This window comes from Micromonospora pisi (assembly GCF_003633685.1).
Classification (GTDB): Bacteria; Actinomycetota; Actinomycetes; order Mycobacteriales; family Micromonosporaceae; genus Micromonospora_G; species Micromonospora_G pisi.
The window spans coordinates 4,214,782-4,230,437 of record NZ_RBKT01000001.1; the positions used below are offsets into that span (position 1 = coordinate 4,214,782).

Genomic DNA, 15,656 nt, shown 5'->3' on the forward strand with positions numbered 1-15,656 from the left:
GGTCTTGATCTCGGAGGTATCACATCATGCGCATGAATCGAGGACCAGCCGTCAATCGCCGAGCAGCCAGCCATTCTGCTCGGCGATCCGGACCGCTTCCGTCCGGTTGTGTGCGCCGGTCTTGCCGATCGCGGCGGAGAGGTGGTTGCGTACGGTCCCCTCGGAGAGGTGCAGCATCCGGGCGAGCGCGGCGACCGTGCCCCCGCTCCGGGCCACCCGCAACACCTCGGTCTCCCGCGCGGTAAGCGGGCTGAATCCGCTGGCGAGGGTCTCCGCGGCGAGGGTCGGGTCGACCACCCGGAGTCCGGCGTGGACCCGGCGGACCGCGTCGGCGAGTTGCCGGGCCGGGGTGTCCTTGACGACGAAACCATCCGCGCCGGCCTCCATCGCCCGTCGCAGATAGCCGGGGCGTCCGAAGGTGGTGACCACCAGCACCCGGCATTCCGGCCGGGCCGCCCGCAGCGCGGCGGTGGCCCCGATCCCGTCCAGGCCGGGCATCTCCACGTCCAGCAGCGCGATGTCGGGCCGGGTACGGCGCGCCGCGTCCACCACCTCGTCGCCGCGCCCGACCTCGGCGACCACGGTCAGGTCCGGTTCGAGGGAGAGGAGCGCCGCCAGGGCGCCCCGGACCAGTGCCTGATCGTCGGCGAGCAGCAGCCGGATGGGTTCGGTCATCCGGCTCGCCGGTCCAGTTCGACCCGGAGCCGGAAGCCCCTGCCGCCGGGTCCGCGCCCCACGGTGACCCGCCCGCCAGCCTGTTCGGCCCGTTCCCGGAGCCCGAGCAGGCCGTGCCCGCCAACCGGCCGGTCCGATCCGTCGACCGGTACGCGGTCGGGCTGACCTTCCTCCGGCCCCCGGCCGTCGTCGAGTACCTCGACCATGTCGTGACCGACCCGGACGGTGCAGCGCCGGGCACCGCTGTGCCGTACCACGTTCGTGACCCCTTCCCGTACCGCCCAGCCGAAGAGTTCGGACCGGGCTTCCGGCAGGCCAACGGCGGCGGCGGGCAGGTCGGCCTCGATGCCCGCCGCGTCCAGCGCCGTGCGGGCGCCGGCCAACTCGGTCGCGAGGGTGACCTCACGGTACGCCCCGACGGTGCTGCGTACGTCGGCCAGCGCCTCGCGGGCCAGCCGTTCCACGTCGGCGACCTCCACCGCCGCTCGGCCCGGGTCCACCTCGAGCAACCGGCCGGCGAGTTCGGCCTTGACCGCCACCACGGTCAGCGAATGGCCGAGGATGTCGTGCAGGTCGCGGGCGGTCCGGGACCGTTCCCCGGCGACCGCCAACCGGTGGATCTCCCGCTGTGCGGCGAGCAGGTCGGCGTTCCGTTCGGCCAGCCGGGTCACGCCGAAGGTGGCAAAGGCGGCGAGCAGTACGGCGAAGACCAGGTCGGACTGGCCGCGCCAGCCGGGTACGGCGAACGGCGTGACCGCCGCGACCAGGGCCATCACGCCGACGAAGACCAGGGCGGCGCGCAGTGGCAGCAACATCACCGCGGCGGTGCTGAGGTAGACCAGGGTGACCAGCCAGTCCGCGCCCACCCCGGGGATGGCCAACAGGCTGAGCCCGAACAGCAGGCCGAGCAGTGCCCAACTGAGCCGGTCGCCGAGATGACCCCAGGTGGGTACGGCACCGAGCGCCCGACGGCGGTGTCGGGCCCGGACCATCAACGCGAAGATCAGCACGTAGCAGAGGCCGAACCCGAGCAGGGCCCCGACCGCCAGGTCCCGCGCGAAGCCGGGCGGGTGCTGCCAGGCCGTGCTGATCGGGTGGCTGAGGTAGACCAGCCAGATGCCGCCGACCGCCCAGCCGAAATCCCGCCGGCTGCGGCGTCCGGGCCACCAGGCCGAGTGGTCCGGGGAGGTCACTCGGCCACCATAACCACGCTGGTCGCCGCCGACCGCCGCGTACCGGCTGGTCGGGGCTGGCGACCCGGACGAGCGGGTCACACCCGTTGGGTGTCGCGGCGGAACAGCCGGGCGGCGCCGAAACTGAAGACGACGGTCCAGGCCAGTACGTTCGCCACCGACGCCAGGGTGAACCCCGATCCGGTCAGCGGGCTGCGGGCGATCTCGCCGAGGCCGTACACCGGGGTGAACTTGGCGATCTCCTGCATGGCGTGCGGCAGCACCTCCAGTGGCACGAAGAGACCGCCGAACATCGCCAGGATGGCGAGGATCGGGCCGAGGAACTGCATCACGTTCTCGGCCGGGGCGAGGTAGCCGACGAAGAGCCCGAAGGCGGCGAAGACGAGCGAGCCGATCCAGGCGGCCAGCCCGGCGAGCAGCCAGACGTGTGCCGGCAGGCGGACTCCGGACACCGCGCCGACCGCGAACTCCACCACCACCGCGATCAGGCCGAGAACCATCGCGGTCAGCACCTTCGTGGTCACGTACGCGGCCGGGCGCAGTGGGGTGAGGCGAAGCTGACGACTCCAGCCGAGGGCTCGTTCGACGGCGACCATTCCGCCGCCGCTGGTGGTGGCGACCATCGCGCCGTACACCGCCAGGCTGATCATGATGTAGCCGGTGACCGGGGAGCCGTTGTCGAGCGTCTGCCCGCGCTGCGGCAGGCCGAAGAGGAGGAAGAAGACCGCCGGCATCACCAGGATGAAGATCATCGTGCGCCGGTTGCGGAGCACCCGGCGGATCTCCAGCAGCAGGAAGGTCGGCGTGAACCCGCCCATGGCGGGACGCTGCCGGGGCGTCGTGGGCAGGGTCTGGGCGCTGCTGGTCATCGGGTCCTCCGGTCGGTGCCGCGGGTGGAGGCGTCGCCGCCGGCGGGCGCCCCGGTGGTGGTGAGCGCGAGGAAGGCTTCCTCTAGGTTGCGCGAGGTGATCTCCAGGTCGCGTGCGGAGGTGGCGGTGAGCAGGTGCCGGGCCACCGCGTCGGAGTCGCTGGCGTGCAGCAGTACGGTGTCGCCGCGTACCTCGACCGAGTCCACGCCGGGCAGTGCGGCCAGCCGTACCTGGTCGGCGCCGGGCAGCGTGGCCCGGACCACCCGACCCGCGGCCAGGTTCTTGATCTCGGCACTGGTGCCGTCGGCGACGATCCGTCCCTGCCGCACCAGCACGATCCGGTCGGCGTACGCGTCCGCCTCCTCCAGGTAGTGGGTGGCGAACAGGATCGTCCGCCCGGATCGGGCGTCCTCCCGGATCGCGGTCCAGAAGTCCCGGCGTCCCTCGACGTCCATCCCGGTCGTCGGTTCGTCCAGCACCATCAGGTCCGGGTCGGAGAGGAGTGCGAGGGCGAACCGCAGCCGTTGCTGCTGGCCACCCGAGCACTTGCCGACCCGACGGTCACCGATGGCGGTGATGCCGGCCCGGTCGAGCACCTCGGCCACGGGTCGGCTGTGGCTGAAAAAGGTGGCGGTCATCCGTACCGTCTCGGCCACGGTCAGGTCCTTGAGCAACCCGCCGGTCTGCATCACGGCGGCGATCCGGCCCTGCCCGATGGCTTCCTCGGGAGACTGCCCGTAGACCCGGACGCTGCCCGACGTCGGCCTGGCCAGGCCGAGCAGCATGTCGATCGTGGTCGTCTTGCCGGCGCCGTTCGGTCCGAGGAACGCCACCACCTCGCCGGGTTCGACACGCAGGCTGAGCCCGTCGACGGCGGTCACCGGGCCGTAGGTTTTGGTGAGTCCGGTCAGTTCGACGGCGGGGGTCCCGGTACCGGTGCCGGCCGTCCGGGCCACCGGCGTCGTGGTCGTCGATCTTGTCATGGTGCAAGGTTGCGCCGACCCGGGACGGGAGCGGTCTGCCGCACGTCACCACCTGGCCGTGACATTTGTCAGGGGTACGGATCGATCCCGCCGGCCGCACTGTTCGTGTCCTTGCTCATAGTCGAAGCCGCAACGTTGTGTACGCCGTAGACCGTGCATATACGTTGTATGTGTACGCCGTAGACCTGCGGCGGACGTCCGCCGGCATCGGCTTCCTCGACGGGATACGCAATGCGACGCAGCCCCTGGGCCACCCTCGCGGTACTGGCACTCGCCCAGTTCATCGTGGTACTCGACGTGACGATCGTGAACGTCGCACTACCCGACATACAGTCCGACCTGAAGTTCACCACCGACAACCTACAGTGGGTGATCAGCGCCTACACCCTTCTCTTCGGCGGCTTCCTGCTCCTCGGCGGACGCGCTGCGGACCTGCTCGGCCCCCGCCGGGTCTTCGTCGCCGGACTCGCGATCTTCGGCGCCACCTCACTACTCGCCGGACTCGCCACCTCCCCGGGCCTGCTGATCGGTGCCCGGGCCGTCCAGGGACTCGGCGGCGCCCTGCTCTCCCCGGCCGCGCTGGCGATCCTCACCGTCACCTTCGCCCACGGACGGGCCCGCAACATCGCCATGGGCGTATGGGGCGGTTTGGCCGGGCTCGGCGGCACCCTCGGCGTGGTCGCCGGTGGCCTGCTCGTCGACTCGCTGGACTGGCGCTGGGTCTTCTTCGTCAACGTACCGATCGTGATCGCGCTCATCGCACTCATCCCGACGTTCGTCCAGGACACCCGCCACCACGAACACGGCACCCGCACCTTCGACGTCGCCGGCGCTGTCCTGAGCACCGCCGGTCTGCTCGCCGTCGTCTTCGGCGTCGTACGGGCAGAGGCGAGCGGCTGGGGCTCGCTCGAAGTGGTCGGTTTCCTCGTCGGCGGACTCGTGCTGCTGACCGTGTTTGTCGCCGTCGAGGCCCGCTCGGTGGCACCGCTGGTACCGCTGCGACTGTTCCGTTCCCGCGCCCTGAGCGTCTCCAGCGCCGCCCTGGCGCTCAACGGCGCCGCGTTCCTGGCCATGTTCTTCCTGACCGCGATCTACCTCCAGCAGGTACGCGGCGACTCGCCCCTGGCCGCTGGCATGCACTTCCTACCGATGGGTGCCGCCGCGATCACCGGCGCCGTCCTCGCCACCCAACTCGTGCCCAAGATCGGCACCCGTACGCTCCAGATCGCCGGCACGGTGCTCAGCGTCGCCGGTCTCCTGCTGCTCTCCCGCGCCGGTGCGACCGGCAGTTACGCCACTGAGCTGCTGCCCGGCCTGCTCCTGTTCGGACTCGGCATCATCGGCGTCGGTGTACCGGCCCAGATCACGGCGGTGTCCGACGTCGCACACCACGAGGCAGGCGCCGCATCCGGTGTGGTGACCGCCGTCTACCAGGTCGGTGGTGCGCTGGGGTTGGCCATCGTCACGACGCTCTCCATCACCCGCACCGCGGACGCGATGGCGCACGGCCTCGGTCAGCAGCAGGCCCTGGTCGAGGGCTTCCACCGCGGGTTGATGGTCGCCACCGCGTTCGCGATCCTCAACCTCGTGGTCACGCTCGCCACCCCGCAACTGCGCCCCGACGCCGAGCAGGTCGCCGAAGCAGCCGCAGCAGCGTGACCCACCCCGCCGCTGCGGCGATCACCGCGACCGCCGCAGCGGCGCAAATCCCCTTCCGCAGGCCGTTCTGGTTACTTGGGCGCACCGAACAGCGGCAGAAGCTTGAACTGGTGGTTGCTGATGTACTGAGCCGGATCGGCATGCAGAACCGAGCCGAGAAGGGTGCCGAAGACGTCGCGGAAGTCGGTCGTCGCCTTCAGGTCGCCGTCGTCCAGATCGGTCAGGCTCGGTTGCTCACCGTAGAGTCCGCCAGCCACCCCGGAGCCCAGCACGAACACCGGCCCGGCGGTGCCATGATCCGTGCCGTCGGAAGCGTTGGCCCGGACCCGGCGACCGAACTCGCTGTAGACGACGACGGTCACGCGTCGCCCGGCCTCCGTCTTCGCCAACCGGTCCATGAATCCGGACAAGCCATCGTCGAGCTGCTTGAGTAGCCGCTCCTGTGCCGGTCGCTCATCCGCGTGCGTGTCGAATCCGCCCAGACTCACTGAGTAGACCCTGGTCGGCACGCCCGCCTCGATGCATCTGCTAACCAACGCGAGCTGGGTGGCGAGCAGGCTGTCGCCGCCGGTGCCGGTCCCCGGCACGTACGTGAGCTCGCTGGCCTCCGTGGAGGGCTCCGCCTTCTCGGCCTCACGTACGAGCTGATCGACCCAGAGGAAATCGTGGAACGCCTTCGCGGCCCGTGCCTGGAGTTCCGGCTCGTCCTGCTGTGTCTTCCCGAGGGCCGAGATCATCTCTTTCTTGATACCGGAGGGGAGCTGAAGGGCATTGATCGTGACACACGCTCCTGCTCGGGTCGAACCCGCGAGCAGTGGCGGGAGCACCGGCTCGAAACTGACGGCGGCCTCCGGCGAGGCGTTGGTCCCGTCCAGCCATCGGCCGACCCAGCCGGTCGCGACCGGCGCGGCCGGCGCCGCCGTCTGCCAGATGTCCATCGAGCGGAAATGGCTCCGGTCAGGTTTCGGGTATCCGACGCCGAGGACAACCGCCAGCCGCTCTTCGTTCCACAACCGTTTCAACCCGCTCAGACCCGGGCTGAGGCCAAGCGATTCGTTGAGGTGCAGCACATCCTCCGGCGCATACGCCAGTTCAGGCCGGGCGGCGTGGTACGCAGGATCCGCGTATGGGATGACCGTGTTGAGGCCGTCGTTGCCGCCGTACAGGGTGACGATGACTAATTTGTCTTCATCCCTTGCAACAACGTCAGGCCCCTTCTCCGCAGTCGCGAGAAGTTCGGCCAGTCCGAATCCACCGCCCGCACCCACCACGAGCGCAGCGCCCGCAGCGACGCCGGATCGGCGCAGGAACCTACGCCGGGTCAACGCATCCATGTCAGCTCACCAGGTATTCCGGGCTCACCAGACCAAGCGCCAGGAGATGTTGAGGGGCGCTCGCCTGCTTCAGGGCTGAATATGTGCGGTCGGTCCAGGTTTCGACGGCGAGCAGGTTTGCCAACTCCTCCACCGTCATCCGATGCGGCTGTGCGGCTTCGGCGATCACCTGCGCCATGGTCAGTCGAACCTGGGCGGCCGATGAGGTCAGCCACGCCACGCCACTCGGCCAGCCGCCCACGCTGGGCGGAGAGAACAGCACCTGCCCAAGGCTCTCCAACCCACCCAAGAGCCGCTGGGTGGAAGCTTCAGGAAGACGCGTGGGGCGCATCCGGAGCTGTCTCATCGCGCCGACCAGCCACTCGACCGGCTGTTTCACCAGCTGATACCGGCCCGACCGAAACTCGGCGTCCAGAAAGAGCGTCCGCAGCATGGACGTCGTCGACGGGTAGGCGGATGCCATTTTATCCAAAGTAGACCGAGGAATGGGCTCAGTAGAGGACGCGTATCGGAACCACAGTCGGCTCGCAATGAAGCGAGCACACTGGGGCCGTTTCGCGAGAAAATCGACCAGCCCCAGAGCGTCGAAATTCGCAGTGGTCCCGAGAATGGTCTTCTTCCCGGTGTCGTGGTACTGCGGCAGGAAGACGCCAGCGTCCGGGTACCGGGTCTCCAGCTTCCAGCCGGTCAGCGCCCGACCCGCCTCTTTCACGTCCTGCTCGGTATAGTGCCCGATGCCGAGCATGAAGAGTTCCATCAGCTCACGGGCAAGATTTTCGTTGGGCGCCTTTTTGGTGTTGGTCTGGCCGTCGAGCCACCAGATCAAGGCTGGATTCGTAACTAGCGACCGCGCCATCACTCGGAAATCCGGCGAGTCGCGAAACTTCATGTGCTGGGCCATCATCTGCTGCGGGCTGCTGACCTTTTCAATCGAGGTGGCCCAGTGCCCGTGCCAGAAAAAGACCAACTTCTCGGTCGCCTGATGGTCCGCGACAGTCATGCGATCGAGCCACCACCGAACGATCTGGCTGGTTTGCTGTCGCCGTTTCGCAACTGCGGCGGCCCGCTGCTGACCCATCGGGCTCCCGATGAACGGATCCGGCCCGAGGTTCGGGATCGGTGCCAGGGAGGCTGCGACGTCCGGCCCACGTGGCGAGATCAACTTCGCGACCGTCGCGGCGTAGCCAGCCTTTTTCGCAGCGTCCAGTTCGGAGGCTGTCGGGCCGAATCCCGCACGTCGCAACAGCATCGCCACGCTATCGCTCATGTTCGCCAATCTACCCGGCCGATCCACACCGCGAAACCTGAGCGCTGCCCGTCACGGCCACCGTCGCCTGGGCACCGCTGGCTACCCAGACGCTTCCCACTGATGGGTGGAGACAACCCCCCACCCCTGCTTTCACAACATCAAAATCAGGGTCGGCGAACGCCGATCACTGTCGCTGGTCCCGCTGGGCGCTCCCCTGGGCGTTCTGTGGTCGGCGATCGCCGCCACTGCCTCGACCTAGGTGTTCTGTCCGCTCCGATGCCTGCACGACCTGCGGCACACCTTCAGTTTGGAAGAGCCTGCTCAACTGGTCGTGATGCCCGAAACGCCTGCACCCAACGGCCTACCCGTTTGCCTCCCGCGCCCACGCGTGCCCAAGGGTGCCATGGCTACTGGCTCACCGATGGCCCGTGAGTCCAGGCATCACCTGGCTTGAAACCGGCCAGTCAGGCGATACCCGGCGTGCATTTCCAGGACAACTCGGGTCTGCGCTTGCAGCGGGCCGGGTGGCGTTGCGGGATCAGCGAACGCCACTTCGAGCACCTCCGTGCCCTCCGGCTCGATCACTCCTGACCATCGTCGCGCCTCGAAGCACATGGCGAAGCAGTGCATCCGGTCCCCGTTGGGATAGGTGATGACGTGCGCATCCGGCTCAGAGAGGCAGCCTGTCAACGCCGGCTGAAGTCTGGCTCTGGCACACATTCTGTGATTGATCTTGGTGGCGGCTCATGGTGTGGCGAGGACGCGTTTGCGGAGGAGGTCGAGGTTCGCGCGGCCGTACATCTGTCTCTTGATCGTTTTGATGCGGTTCACGTGGCCTTCGACGGGGCCTGAGCTCCAGCGTTGGGTGAGGCCGGCGACGACAGCGTCGCGGTCGCTGATCAAGCCAGCGGCGAAGCCGCGGACTTCGGGGTATCCAGCGTTGCGGGCACGCTCGATCCAGGCGTCGAGGTGTTGTCCGGTGCCTTGATGGCGAACCAGGGCGGCGAACCCGCGGGCGAGGTCGGCGACGGCGTCGAGGTCGAGGCAGCGGCTGCGGGCGTCGGCGAGGTTAATGCGGTCGTCGTCGGCGAGTTTGTGGCCGGGTCGCATGATCCAGGCGGTGATCCGCCGGGCCGACGGCACTCGAACGGTCACGGGGGTGGGCCGGGTGCGGTTGGTGGTGAGCCAGTCTTTCAGTACGCGCAGGCTGCCCTGGTAGCCGCGGGCCAGGATCTCGGCATGCAGGTCGGCGGTGTGGTGGACGCCGTCGGTGAGGCGTTGCCGCAGGTAGGAATGGAACGGTGCGAGGACGCTGGGTCGGCTGCTGGCGTTCGGGCCGATTAACGCCTCGGCGGTGACGGCGTGGGCGTATTTACGGGCGGTTCTGACGTTCATGTCGAGTCGGCGGGCGGTCGCGCTGATCGAGAGTCCTTCGGCTCGCAGGGCGTGCACGGCCGCGTGGCGTTGGCGGGTGTTCGCCGCCCGTCGTCCGGTGGTACCTGGCTCGGTCGTGACCGGCGCGGACAGCGCGGACATCGGGTCGGTGTGCTCGCGTAGGCATCGGCGGTGCCCACGGACGACCTTCTCGATGGTGTCGCTGAGGTTCTTCAGCAGGTGCCACCGGTCAGCGACCTGGACCGCGTCAGGTGCGCCTTTGCGGGCGCCGTCGGCGTAGCTGCCGCCGCGATCCCGGCAAATGATCTGAACGCCGGGGTGTTCGCGCAGCCAGGCGGCGAGGGTGTCGGCGGTGCGGTCGGGTAGAACGTCGATCGGCCTGCGGGTATGCATGTCGATCAGCACCGTGGCGTATCGGTGCCCACGGCGGCGGGCGAAGTCGTCCACGCCCAGCACTGTCGGCGTCACCGGCGGCGGGTCGGGCATCCGCCGGATCATCCGGATCAACGTCATCCGGGACACCGACACTGCCACCCGATGCGCCAACCGGGTGCCCGGTCGACCGCCCAACGCCACGGCGACCGCCTGCAGGTCACCCGCTGCCAGGACCGTGTGACGGGCATACCGGCGGGTCAGCCCGGGCACCTGCTCGACGAACGTCCGCCGCCGGCACCCGACGTTGACGCAGGTGAACCGGCGGACCGTCAACGCGACCAGCACCTCATGGCCGCCCAGCCTGACGTCGGCCAACCGGCGCACATAGGAACCATGCAGGGTGGTCGACCATGTGCCGCAGGCTCCGCACGCGGCCCGCACCGTCTTCGTCGCCGCGTCGATCCTGACCCCGACGCCGCGGACCACCACCGCTTCCAGCCGCAGGCCAACCAGATGCGGAAGCAACGCCAAGATGATCTCCACCCTGGCACCCAACCCGAACCCTCAGCGAGCACGACTCACAAAATGTGTGCCAGAGCCAGTTTTCACGCGGCGCCGACACAGCCGAAGGCAGCGAGATCGGAGCTGTCGATCATAAGTCCGGTCTCCTCTCGCACCTCATCGATCGCGGTGCCGACGAAGCTTCCTCCTGGCTCGGCGGCCCCTGCCGGTATCTCCCACAAACCAGAATCACGACGTCGCTGGAACAAGACGTGGTCAGCCGAGTCGAGGAGAACGACCTGTGCCCCGGGCATGAGCAGCAGTCGAGACCCGACCAACTGTCGAAGTTGCCAGGTGTAGGAACCGACATAACCCATCCGGTGATCAAACCAGAAGCGTGGCGATGCCGCGCTAACCACGGAGCGCCGGATCTCCGTCTTCCCGTGCGCCACACCGACACGGTGACCGGAGTGACCGAGGTGGTGAAGGTGCCGTGTGGGGCGACCCTCGCGGTGAAGTACAAGCCGTGCGCGGAGCGGAACCGCAGGTTGCGGATCCAGCAGATCCGGGAGGGCTGGCACCTCGCCGACGAACCCGCCATCGACCCGAACGCCCCAGCAAAGACGTCCTCGCCCTGGGTCCGGTCCGGGAGCACATGGAGTTCGAACGCGAAGCACTCCAGTACGAACCCGTGCACCCCGACCAACGAGCCACCCAACTCACCGACCTCGACGCCGGGATCGCCGAACTGGACGAAGCCCTCGGCGAGACGAACCTGCGCGGGTACCTGACCGCGCCGCCTCGGACTCTCGAAGCCGGAACGGCTCGCGGCGGCGAGGCGTGGGCGGATCTGGATCTCGTCTTCGCCAGCACCATCGGCCCGGGATGGAGCCGCGAGACGTGAACCGGCGCTTCGAGCAGTTGCGCCAGGCGGCCGGGTTGGAGTGGCTGCACCTGCACGATCTGCGGCACGCGTTCGCGACCTTCCTCCTCGACCAGGGGAGGAGCTGCGGACCGTCATGGAACTGCTGGGCCACTCCACGATCCGGATGACGGCGGACACCTACGGGCATGTCCTGCCGGCTCGGGCCCGCAACGCCGCCTCGGCGATTGACCGGGCGTTGGGCGGGGAGGAGTCGGCGTGAGAATCCCTTGGCTGTACTCGTACCCAAGGTCAACGCGTGAAAGTGCTGGTGGAGCCAAGGGGACTCGAACCCCTAACCCCTGCCTTGCAAAGGCAGTGCTCTGCCAGTTGAGCTATGGCCCCGGGCGGCGTCGGCCGCCGGGTCGGGCAATCCGGGTCGCGGGATTACCGAAGGTCGGGCGCGGTGGTGGCCTCGTGCCACAGCGCGCGCTCGTCGTTGGATTCCTTGACCTTTTTGGCGATCAGGGCCGCCACGCCGACAACGCTGGCGAGGATCAGAAGCTTCTTGAACATGACAGTCCCTCACGCTCGACTGCTGTCGGACGGTCTAAAAGTGGGGCTAGCTGGAATCGAACCAGCGACCTCAGAGTTATCAGCTCTGCGCTCTAACCGACTGAGCTATAGCCCCGTGCGACGAGCAAGGTTACCGTACCTTCGGGCGATCTCCCAACTCGGGGGCTGACCCCCGCGCCGAGCTGCGGCGATGCCTCGCGCGCGGACCGCCACGGTGGTCCTGGAAGACGCTACCGAATACAAAACGCCGGGGCCACCGCATTCGCGGGACCCCGGCGTTCCGCACGTTGTCAGTCGCGCTCGGCGAGGGTCAACTCGATCCCACCGACCAGGTCGGCACAGACGTTGTAGACAAACGCGCCGAGCGTGGCCAGCGCGGTGAAGAGCACCACGTTCACCAGCCCGATCAGTGCCGAGCTGAGGATCACGCCCTTGGCAGTGATGGTGAAGGCGTTGTCACTCTGACCGCCGCCAGCGTTGATCAGGTCGGCCAGGCTGCTGTTCACGCTCTCGAACACGCCCATGGCGTCGAGGGCGAGGTAGAGCACCGAGGTCGCCACGATCACGACGACAAAGAGCACCAGAGACACCGCGAACGAGAACTTCATGACGGACCAGGGGTCGATCCGCTTGAGGTTCAGCCGGGCCCGACGCGGCCCGCGCGAGGCCGCAGAGCCGACCGAATTGCGGGCCGACCGCACCGCCTCGCTGACCCGCGCGGCACCGACCGCGGCCGCGGCACCGAAGGTACGTCCCGCTCCGCCGCCGGGGTTCGGTCGAGCCGTTCCGGTGGCGGGCCCCTCGTCCTTGCCACCCGGCCCCGCGACGGGTGTTCCCGACGCCGCCTGACCCAGCCCGGACATGCCCGGCAGGGCCTGCCCGGGGGTGGTCTGCCCGGGGGTGGCCTGTCCCGGAGTCGGCGCACCCGGGGGCTGCGGGCGGCCGGGCGTGGTCGGCCGGTTCTGCGCACCCGGTCCCGCCGACCCGCTGGGCGACGTGGCGGCCGACGACGCGGCGGCGGCCGATGCCGTGCCGGACGACGACGCGGCGCTCCCGTCGGCTCCGGGGGCTTCCGCCGGACGGCTCGCCTCACCGCTGGGCTGGTCCGGCGGCGGCGGCATGCCGGGTGCCCGGGTGAACTTCGGCGACGGCGCGTCGGCGGGGACAACCGCCCGGCCGACGGCCGCGCGGCCGGTCGCTGGTGCGCCGCCGGCGGCGGCCTCCTCATCGACCGGGTTGGCCGAGGTCCCCGCGCTCCCCGACTTCGCCTGTGTCTCCGTCATCAACTAGTCCTGTTCGTCAGGCTCGTCGGCATTGCGAGCAATGGCCACGATCGTCACACCATCCGGGAGGTCCATCAGCTTGACCCCCATTGTGTTCCGATCGCGTGTACGGCGTACAGGCTTCACCGGAGTCCGGATCACGCCGCCGTTACTGGTGATCGCGAACAGCTCGTCGTCCGGGCTGATCACAGCTGCGCCGACCAGTCCACCACGACGTTCGGTGATCTTTGCGGTCAGCACACCCTTTCCTCCCCGGCCCTGGACCGGATATTCCTCGATCGGCGTACGTTTTGCGTACCCGCCGTTCGTCGCCACCAGGACGTCCATCCCTTCGCGGACCACCTCCATGGCCAGCAGGACGTCGTCGTCGGTGAAGCGCATCCCGATCACGCCGGTGGTGGCCCGGCCCATCGGACGGAGCGCCTCGTCGGTGGCGTTGAACCGGATCGCTTGCGCCTTTTTGGACACCAGCAGGAGATCATCCTCTGGTCCGGCAAGTGCCGCTCCGACCAACTCGTCCTCGTCCCGAAGGTTGATCGCGATGATGCCGCCGGAACGGTTGGAGTCGAACTCCTCCAGCTTGGTCTTCTTGACCAGGCCCTTCTGGGTCGCCAACACCAGATACGGCGCGACCTGGTAGTCCGGGATCTGGATGACCTGGGCGATCTGCTCGTCCGGCTGGAAGGCGAGCAGGTTCGCGACGTGCTGCCCCTTCGCCGTCCGGCTCGCCTCGGGCAGCTCGTACGCCTTCGCCCGGTACACCCGGCCCTTGTTGGTGAAGAAGAGCATCCAGTTGTGCGTGGAGCAGACGAAGAAGTGGCTGACGATGTCGTCCTGGCGCAGCGTGGCGCCGCTGACACCCTTGCCACCCCGGCGCTGCGACCGGTAGAGGTCGACCTTGGTCCGCTTGGCGTACCCGGTCCGGGTGATGGTGACGACCACGTCCTCGCGGGCGATCAGGTCCTCCATCGAGACCTCGCCGTCGAACGGCAGGACCTTGGTACGCCGCTCGTCACCCCACTTGGCCACGATCTCGCCGAGCTCCTCGGAAATGATCTTCCGCTGACGCTCCGGCTTGGCCAGGATGTCCTTCAGGTCGGCAATCTCGATCTCGATCTTCGCCAACTCGTCGATGATCTTCTGGCGCTCCAGCGCGGCGAGCCGCCGCAGCTGCATGTCGAGGATCGCGGTCGCCTGGATCTCGTCGATCTCCAACAGCTGGATCAGGCCCTGCCGTGCCTCTTCCACCGTCGGTGAGCGCCGGATCAGGGCGATCACGTCGTCGAGCGCGTCCAGCGCCCGAACCAGACCGCGCAGGATGTGCGCCCGCTCCTCGGCCTTACGCAGCCGGTACGCGGTCCGCCTGCGGATCACGTCGATCTGGTGCTCGACGTAGTAGCGGATGAACTGGGCGAGGTTGAGCGTGCGCGGCACCCCGTCGACCAGGGCCAGCATGTTGGCGCCGAAGGTCTCCTGGAGCTGGGTGTGCTTGTAGAGGTTGTTCAGCACGACCTTGGCGACCGCGTCGCGCTTGAGTACCAGCACGATCCGCATACCGGTACGCCCGGAGGACTCGTCGCGGATGTCGGCGATGCCGGCGAGCTTGCCCTCCTTGATCAGCTCAGCGATCCGCTCGGCCAGGTTGTCCGGGTTGACCTGGTACGGCAACTCGCTGACGACGAGCGAGGTACGCCCCCGCTTGTCCTCCTCCACCTCGACCACGGCCCGCATCCGGATCGAACCGCGGCCGGTCCGGTACGCGTCCTGGATCGGTTGGTGGCCGACGATCAGGCCGTAGGTCGGGAAGTCCGGCCCCTTGACGATCTCGATCAGGGCGTCGAGGGTGGTCGCCTCGTCGGCTTCCGGGTTCTCCAGGCACCACTGCACCGCCGCGCCGATCTCGCGCAGGTTGTGCGGCGGGATCTTGGTGGCCATGCCGACCGCGATGCCCTCGGAGCCGTTGAGCAGCAGGTTGGGAATCCGCGACGGCAGGATCGTCGGTTCCTTGGCCCGGCCGTCGTAGTTGTCCTGGAGGTCGACGGTGTCCTCGTCGATGTCCCGGAGCATCTCCATCGCCAGCGGGTCGAGCTTGCACTCGGTGTACCGCATGGCGGCGGCAGGGTCGTTACCCGGCGAACCGAAGTTGCCGTTGCCGTCGACCAGCGGGTAGCGCAGCGACCAGGGCTGGGCCATCCGGACGAGCGCGTCGTAGATGGAGGAGTCGCCGTGCGGGTGGAACTGACCCATCACGTCGCCGACCACCCGGGAGCACTTCACGTACCCCCGGTCGGGCCGGTATCCGGAGTCGAACATGGCGTAGAGGATCTTGCGGTGTACGGGCTTGAGGCCGTCCCGTACGTCCGGCAGGGCGCGACCGACGATCACGCTCATCGCGTAGTCGAGGTAGGACCGCTGCATCTCCACCTCGAGCCCCACCGGCTCGATGCGGTCGTGCTGGACCACCGCCCCGCCGGCGGCAGCCGCTTCCGGCTCGCTATCGAAGGACTCGGGAGTATCCGTCACTGTCAACCCTTATCAGACTAATTAGCCGCTTTCCCTGTGGATAACGGCTGTGGAAACCGTCGAAGCTGTGGATAACCATGTGGATTTCACCTGCCCGTACCCACCGGTCACCCTCATGTCCACCCTCGGTCATCCGGAAACCCGCGTCGCCGGTGAGACCTTGGTGTCCAGGATTAGCC

At 68.3% G+C, this 15,656-nt stretch carries 14 protein-coding genes, 2 tRNA genes and 1 pseudogene; 4 read left to right on the forward strand and 13 right to left on the reverse strand.

Annotated features, from left to right (window positions below; translation table 11 throughout):
- Positions 1-51: 51 nt before the first annotated feature.
- From BDK92_RS17850 to BDK92_RS17865, 4 genes are all read right to left on the reverse strand, one after another.
- Positions 52-675: a response regulator transcription factor gene (locus BDK92_RS17850; protein WP_121157732.1), complete on the reverse strand. Its 624-nt coding sequence runs from the start codon at positions 673-675 to the stop codon at positions 52-54.
- Positions 672-1,868 carry a sensor histidine kinase gene (locus tag BDK92_RS39695; RefSeq protein WP_211349265.1) on the reverse strand — a complete coding sequence of 399 codons (1,197 nt, stop codon included), beginning with the start codon at positions 1,866-1,868 and terminating at the stop codon, positions 672-674. Before BDK92_RS39695 ends, BDK92_RS17850 begins: the two co-directional genes overlap by 4 nt.
- Before the next feature lie 77 nt (positions 1,869-1,945).
- The gene (locus BDK92_RS17860) at positions 1,946-2,737 is read right to left on the reverse strand and encodes an ABC transporter permease (protein ID WP_121157733.1); all 792 of its coding nucleotides are present in this window, start codon (positions 2,735-2,737) and stop codon (positions 1,946-1,948) included.
- Complete coding sequence (locus BDK92_RS17865) at positions 2,734-3,720, reverse strand: ABC transporter ATP-binding protein (protein ID WP_121157734.1); 987 nt, start codon at positions 3,718-3,720, stop codon at positions 2,734-2,736. The genes BDK92_RS17860 and BDK92_RS17865 overlap by 4 nt, the downstream gene beginning before the upstream one ends.
- 231 nt (positions 3,721-3,951) lie before the next feature.
- Between BDK92_RS17865 and BDK92_RS17870 the strand changes: the two genes are divergently transcribed.
- Complete coding sequence (locus BDK92_RS17870) at positions 3,952-5,379, forward strand: MFS transporter (RefSeq protein WP_121157735.1); 1,428 nt, start codon at positions 3,952-3,954, stop codon at positions 5,377-5,379.
- A gap of 71 nt (positions 5,380-5,450) precedes the next feature.
- On the opposite strand, the gene BDK92_RS17875 is transcribed toward BDK92_RS17870, so the two are convergent.
- The 4 genes from BDK92_RS17875 to BDK92_RS17890 all read right to left on the reverse strand — a co-directional run bounded on the left by BDK92_RS17875 (position 5,451) and on the right by BDK92_RS17890 (position 10,685).
- Positions 5,451-6,713, reverse strand: a complete 1,263-nt coding sequence (locus BDK92_RS17875) for a DUF1501 domain-containing protein (protein ID WP_121157736.1) — start codon at positions 6,711-6,713, stop codon at positions 5,451-5,453.
- Between the two features lies 1 nt (position 6,714).
- Complete coding sequence (locus BDK92_RS17880; RefSeq protein ID WP_121157737.1) at positions 6,715-7,980, reverse strand: DUF1800 domain-containing protein; 1,266 nt, start codon at positions 7,978-7,980, stop codon at positions 6,715-6,717.
- 726 nt (positions 7,981-8,706) lie between these two features.
- Positions 8,707-10,275, reverse strand: coding sequence for an ISL3 family transposase (locus BDK92_RS17885; RefSeq protein ID WP_121157738.1), 1,569 nt, complete (start codon positions 10,273-10,275; stop codon positions 8,707-8,709).
- A 62-nt stretch (positions 10,276-10,337) separates the two neighbouring features.
- Complete coding sequence (locus BDK92_RS17890) at positions 10,338-10,685, reverse strand: NUDIX domain-containing protein (RefSeq protein ID WP_211349267.1); 348 nt, start codon at positions 10,683-10,685, stop codon at positions 10,338-10,340.
- Positions 10,686-10,721: 36 nt separating this feature from the next.
- On the opposite strand from BDK92_RS17890, the pseudogene BDK92_RS41010 reads away from it, so the two are divergent.
- The 3 genes and pseudogenes from BDK92_RS41010 to BDK92_RS40370 form a co-directional block, all read left to right on the forward strand.
- Positions 10,722-10,877 (forward strand): annotated as a pseudogene (locus BDK92_RS41010) (replication initiator); the annotation flags it as partial.
- Positions 10,878-10,888: 11 nt separating this feature from the next.
- A complete protein-coding gene (locus BDK92_RS40365) occupies positions 10,889-11,137 on the forward strand; it encodes a hypothetical protein (RefSeq protein ID WP_246017104.1) in 249 nt (82 codons plus the stop codon).
- Positions 11,134-11,286 (forward strand): hypothetical protein, encoded by a 153-nt coding sequence (locus tag BDK92_RS40370; protein ID WP_246017105.1) that lies wholly within the window; start codon positions 11,134-11,136, stop codon positions 11,284-11,286. Before BDK92_RS40365 ends, BDK92_RS40370 begins: the two co-directional genes overlap by 4 nt.
- 138 nt (positions 11,287-11,424) lie before the next feature.
- Here the strand turns inward: BDK92_RS40370 and BDK92_RS17905 are convergent.
- The 5 genes from BDK92_RS17905 to gyrA all read right to left on the reverse strand — a co-directional run bounded on the left by BDK92_RS17905 (position 11,425) and on the right by gyrA (position 15,477).
- Positions 11,425-11,500 (reverse strand) — tRNA-Ala (locus tag BDK92_RS17905).
- Between the two features lie 42 nt (positions 11,501-11,542).
- On the reverse strand, positions 11,543-11,671 hold the full coding sequence (locus BDK92_RS39700) for a DLW-39 family protein (protein WP_211349269.1): 129 nt from the start codon (positions 11,669-11,671) through the stop codon (positions 11,543-11,545).
- 41 nt (positions 11,672-11,712) lie between these two features.
- Positions 11,713-11,786, reverse strand: a tRNA-Ile gene (locus tag BDK92_RS17910).
- 175 nt (positions 11,787-11,961) lie between these two features.
- The gene (locus BDK92_RS17915; protein WP_121157739.1) at positions 11,962-12,954 is read right to left on the reverse strand and encodes a DUF3566 domain-containing protein; all 993 of its coding nucleotides are present in this window, start codon (positions 12,952-12,954) and stop codon (positions 11,962-11,964) included.
- Positions 12,955-12,957: 3 nt separating this feature from the next.
- Positions 12,958-15,477 carry a DNA gyrase subunit A gene (gene gyrA / locus BDK92_RS17920; protein ID WP_121157740.1) on the reverse strand — a complete coding sequence of 840 codons (2,520 nt, stop codon included), beginning with the start codon at positions 15,475-15,477 and terminating at the stop codon, positions 12,958-12,960.
- Between the last annotated feature and the right edge of the window lie 179 nt (positions 15,478-15,656).

Coding starts and splice junctions, on each gene's coding strand:
- BDK92_RS17850 (WP_121157732.1), bottom strand. CDS start 675: ATGACCGAACCCATCCGGCTGCTGCTCGCCGACGATCAGGCACTGGTC.
- BDK92_RS17860 (WP_121157733.1), bottom strand. CDS start 2,737: ATGACCAGCAGCGCCCAGACCCTGCCCACGACGCCCCGGCAGCGTCCC.
- BDK92_RS17865 (WP_121157734.1), bottom strand. CDS start 3,720: ATGACAAGATCGACGACCACGACGCCGGTGGCCCGGACGGCCGGCACC.
- BDK92_RS17870 (WP_121157735.1), top strand. CDS start 3,952: ATGCGACGCAGCCCCTGGGCCACCCTCGCGGTACTGGCACTCGCCCAG.
- BDK92_RS17875 (WP_121157736.1), bottom strand. CDS start 6,713: ATGGATGCGTTGACCCGGCGTAGGTTCCTGCGCCGATCCGGCGTCGCT.
- BDK92_RS17880 (WP_121157737.1), bottom strand. CDS start 7,980: ATGAGCGATAGCGTGGCGATGCTGTTGCGACGTGCGGGATTCGGCCCG.
- BDK92_RS40365 (WP_246017104.1), top strand. CDS start 10,889: ATGGAGTTCGAACGCGAAGCACTCCAGTACGAACCCGTGCACCCCGAC.
- BDK92_RS39700 (WP_211349269.1), bottom strand. CDS start 11,671: ATGTTCAAGAAGCTTCTGATCCTCGCCAGCGTTGTCGGCGTGGCGGCC.
- BDK92_RS17915 (WP_121157739.1), bottom strand. CDS start 12,954: ATGACGGAGACACAGGCGAAGTCGGGGAGCGCGGGGACCTCGGCCAAC.